This is a genomic window from Paraburkholderia sp. SIMBA_027, assembly GCF_046535315.1.
Lineage (GTDB): Bacteria > Pseudomonadota > Gammaproteobacteria > Burkholderiales > Burkholderiaceae > Paraburkholderia > Paraburkholderia tropica.
This window is the reverse complement of sequence record NZ_JAWRWY010001412.1, coordinates 1-243: the sequence shown is the minus strand read 5'-3', so window position 1 is coordinate 243 and position 243 is coordinate 1. Positions and strand designations below refer to the sequence as shown.

The following is a 243-nucleotide window of genomic DNA, read 5'->3' as shown; positions in this document are numbered from 1 at the left end:
CGAAAAAAACGGCGGCGATGACGAGCAGGGTGAGGCCGAGCCGCTTGTTGCCCGCGCGAATCTGCTCGGGCGTTCGTCTTTCTTGTGGATTCCGGTTCATCTGAAACTTCGCTGAAACTCGATTCCGCGCCCGCCGCGCCTGCCTGCGCGGCAGGCAGCGGCGGAACGCTGGGTGAAACTTATTCGACGTGCGGCGGTTGCTCGAACGTGTGGAACGGAGTTCAGACGTGTGCTCTTCCGATC

General features: G+C 61.7%; 1 protein-coding gene. It reads right to left on the bottom strand.

Annotated elements, in window-relative coordinates:
- On the bottom strand, window positions 1–100 hold a 100-nt coding region (locus SB764_RS43840), incomplete at its 3' end, for a cytochrome oxidase small assembly protein (protein ID WP_410867286.1).
- Window positions 101–243 lie beyond the last annotated feature (143 nt).